Origin of the sequence: Desulfocurvus sp. (genome assembly GCF_023230885.1) — a bacterium.
Classification (GTDB): domain Bacteria; phylum Desulfobacterota; class Desulfovibrionia; order Desulfovibrionales; family Desulfovibrionaceae; genus Desulfocurvus.
Genome location: NZ_JALNWM010000270.1, coordinates 1 through 3340, shown reverse-complemented (window position 1 = coordinate 3340; position 3340 = coordinate 1). Strand labels below are relative to the sequence as shown.

Here is a 3340-nt window from a genome sequence, read left to right as displayed (position 1 = left end):
TCCCCATCACCGCCCGCGAACGGGCCAGCCTGCGGCCCCTGGTGGCGGCCATCGTGGCCCGGGCCTTCCCGGGCTGGAGCGATGTGACCTACGACCCCGACGGCCTGCCCGAGTAGCCCGGCCGTCGGATTGGTTATCAGCCCTCGCCACTGCTTGCTTCCCGGGGTTTAACCCCCGCTTGCGCCCCGGGGGCCAGCTGCCTGCCGGGCCTTGCCCCGCCTGGATCCAGGCGCCAGGGCGCAAAAACCGGGCCGCCGGTGCCACACGCGATGAGCGTGCGGCACCGGCGGCCTTGTTTTCCGGGCGGCGATCCTTGCCTGGCGCGGGCTGCTAGTCCTTGGCGAAAGCCTTGGCCAGCCGGGCCAGCTCGGCCAGGCGGTCGTCCACCCGGCGGTAGAGGCTGCCCTCGGGGAAGGCCCCGCCCCGCAGGCGGCGACCGGCGGGCAGGCCGGTAAGCAGCTCCATGGCCTGTTCGATGCGCGTCACGGGATGGACGTGGAACAGCCCCTGCTCCACGGCCTGGACCACCTCGTCGCCGAGCATGAGGTGGGTCGCGTTGTCGCCGGGCAGGATCACGCCCTGGCGGCCCGTGAGCCCGCGCCGGGAGCAGACCTTGAAGAAGCCCTCGATCTTGGGCGTCACCCCGCCCACGGCCATGATCTCGCCCGACTGGCTCACCGCGCCGGTGAACGCCAGGGACAGGTCGATGGGCGCCCCGCCCAGGGCCGAGAGCAGGGCGGCCAGCTCCGCCCCCGAGGCCGAGTCGCCCTCGATGCCCGCGTAGGACTGCTCGAAGCACAGGCTGCCCGTGAACACCAGGGGCTTGTCCTGGGCGAAGAGTCCCAGCAGGTAGCTCTTGAGGATCATCATCGCCTTGGTGTGGATGGGCCCGCTCAGTTCGGCCTCGCGCTCCAGGTCGACGACCCCGCCGTGGCCCACGCCCACGGTGCAGGCGATCTGGTGCGGCAGGCCGAACTCGTGGTCGCCGTACATGGTCACGGACAGGCCGTTGACCCGGCCCACGGCCGCTCCCGAGGTGGCGACCTTGATCAGCTCCCGGTCGTAGTCGGCCAGGAACTCCTCCTCGTAGAGGTTGGCGCGGAACTTGCGGTTGGCCAGGGCGGCGGCGATGTCCGCGCCCTCCACCCGCTTGCGCCGCGCCCGGCGGGCCAGGGCCGCGGCCTCGATCATCACCTCGCGCGCGGCGGGCAGTTGCAGGGACAGCTTCTGCTGGTCCTCGGCCATGTGCGAGGCGTGGTCGATCATGGCCGCCAGGGCCGTGCGGTCGAAGGGCGGCAGGCGCGCCTCGCCGATGATCCGCCCCAGGCTGTGCAGGTAGTGGCGCACGGAGGACGTGTCGCGCGGCACGGTGTCCTGCATGTGGGCCTTGAGCTTGAAGAGCTTGGGGAAGCGGTCGTCCATGGCCAGGAGGGCCTCGTAGGCCTCGTCGGTGCCGACCAGGATCACGCGCACCTCCAGGGGCACGGGCTCGGGCTGGATGGTCCGCGCCCTGGCGTGGTCCTCGGCGGCGCCGTGGTCCTCCATGCGCGACTTGCCCGAGCGCAGGGCGCGCAGCAGCCCCTCCCAGGCGTCGGGGTTCTGGGAGAGGTCCTCGATGCGCAGCACCAGGAAGCCGCCGTTGGCGCGGTGCAGCGCCCCGGCCTTGATCAGCGTGAAGTCGGTGTACAGGGCGCCCATCTCGGCCTCGCGCTCGATGGCGCCCAGCAGGTTGGCCGGGGTCGGGTGGTCCTCGAAGACGATGGGCGCGCCCTTGGCGCAGCAGTTGTCCACGAAGCGGTTCACGTCGTAGCGGTTGAAGAAGTCCTCGGCGGCGGCGGCCTCCAGGCCCGCCAGGGGCCCGACGACGGGCTGGGGCGCGGCGTCCTGGGGCAGGAACTGGTCCATGCTTTCCAGGATGTCGTCCCAGGCGGCCTTGAGGTACGCGGCCAGGCCCTTGTTGCGCGCGTATTTCCTGCGCAGGGGCCGCAGGTGGCGCTCCAGGGCGTCCTTGACCACGGCGCGCTCCAGGGTCCGCTGGTCCTCGCGGAAATCGCTCTCCTCCTTGCCGATGCGCCGCAGGGAGCGGCCCATCTCGCTCATGATGGCGTCGCCGCGCTTCTTGAGGGCCTTGCGCAGGTCGGGGTCCAGGCGGTCGTAGTCCTGCTCGGAGACGACCTTGCCCTCCACCAGGGGATACAGGGTCATGCCGCCCTGATCGTCCATGTCGAGGTCGAAGCCCTCGCGGCTGGCCGCGGACTCCATTTCGCGCAGCAGGCTTTCGCGCCGGTCCTGAAAGGTGCGCACCAGGGACTCGCGCTTCTTGATGAAGGCGTCCTTCTCCAGGGCCTCGGGGATTTCCTTGCGCAGGGCGGCCAGGGCCTTGGACAGCTCCTTCTTCAGGGTCTTGCCGCCGCCCGAGGGCAGGCGCAGCAGCCGGGGCCGGTCGGGGTCCAGGAAGTTGTGCACATAGACCATGTCCCCGGGCTCGGCCATCCTGGCCGCCCGCGGGCGCAGGAAGTCCATGGCCAGGTAGGTCCGGCCCAGGTTGGGCTCGCCGGCCACAAAGACGTTGAAGCCCGGATCGTCCACGGCCAGGCCCATCTCCAGGGCCTGCAGGGCCCGGGGCTGGGGCGGACGCACGCGGCTGGCGGCGGGTATCGCGGTGCTGTCGGCGTAGGGAATGCGCTCGGGGGCGAACCGGGCGCGCAGCCGGGACGCGGGCAGGGGCTTGCTCTTGGGCATGGATGGTCCTTGTTGGGGGTGTCGAGCCCCCTTGTACTGCCTTGGGCGGCGCTTGTCACCACCGCCCGGGCGCCCGGCGCGGCGCCAACTCGGCACACGACCGTCACGCCACGGCAACGGGCCGGGCGTATCTCCTGGCCAACGCGCCCGCACGGGCGGGCGCCAACGCCCCCGGAGGTTGTCCGCCATGGACAGGCCGTTTCTGCGCGCCGACCTGCACGTCCACTCCAAGCACTCCAGGCGCCCCTCGGAATGGGTGCTGCGCAAGATCGGCGCCGCCGAAAGCTACACCGAGCCCCTGCGCCTCTACGAGACCGCCCGCCGCCGGGGCATGGACCTGGTGACCATCACCGACCACAACACCCTGGGCGGCAGCCTGGACATCGCCCACCTGCCCAACACCTTCCTGAGCGAGGAAATCACCACCTACCTGCCCGACAACGGCTGCAAGCTGCATGTGCTGGCCTGGAACCTCACCGAGGCCCAGCACGACGACATCACCCGCGCGCGCGACAACGTCTGCGAGCTGGTGGACTACCTGCTGGCCCAGGGCATCCCCCACGCCCTGGCCCACCCCATGTTCGACATGAACCTGCGC

At 71.2% G+C, this 3340-nt stretch carries 1 protein-coding gene and 1 pseudogene; one reads left to right on the top strand and one right to left on the bottom strand.

All coding sequences use genetic code 11. The features are described 5' to 3' along the window. Window positions 1–330: 330 nt before the first annotated feature. On the bottom strand, window positions 331–2742 hold the full coding sequence (locus M0P34_RS14500; protein ID WP_291500386.1) for an ATP-binding protein: 2412 nt from the start codon (window positions 2740–2742) through the stop codon (window positions 331–333). A gap of 187 nt (window positions 2743–2929) precedes the next feature. Between M0P34_RS14500 and M0P34_RS14495 the strand changes: the two are divergent. Then, window positions 2930–3340: pseudogene (locus tag M0P34_RS14495) on the top strand (glycosyl transferase); the annotation flags it as partial.

Coding starts and splice junctions, on each gene's coding strand:
- M0P34_RS14500 (WP_291500386.1), bottom strand. CDS start 2,742: ATGCCCAAGAGCAAGCCCCTGCCCGCGTCCCGGCTGCGCGCCCGGTTC.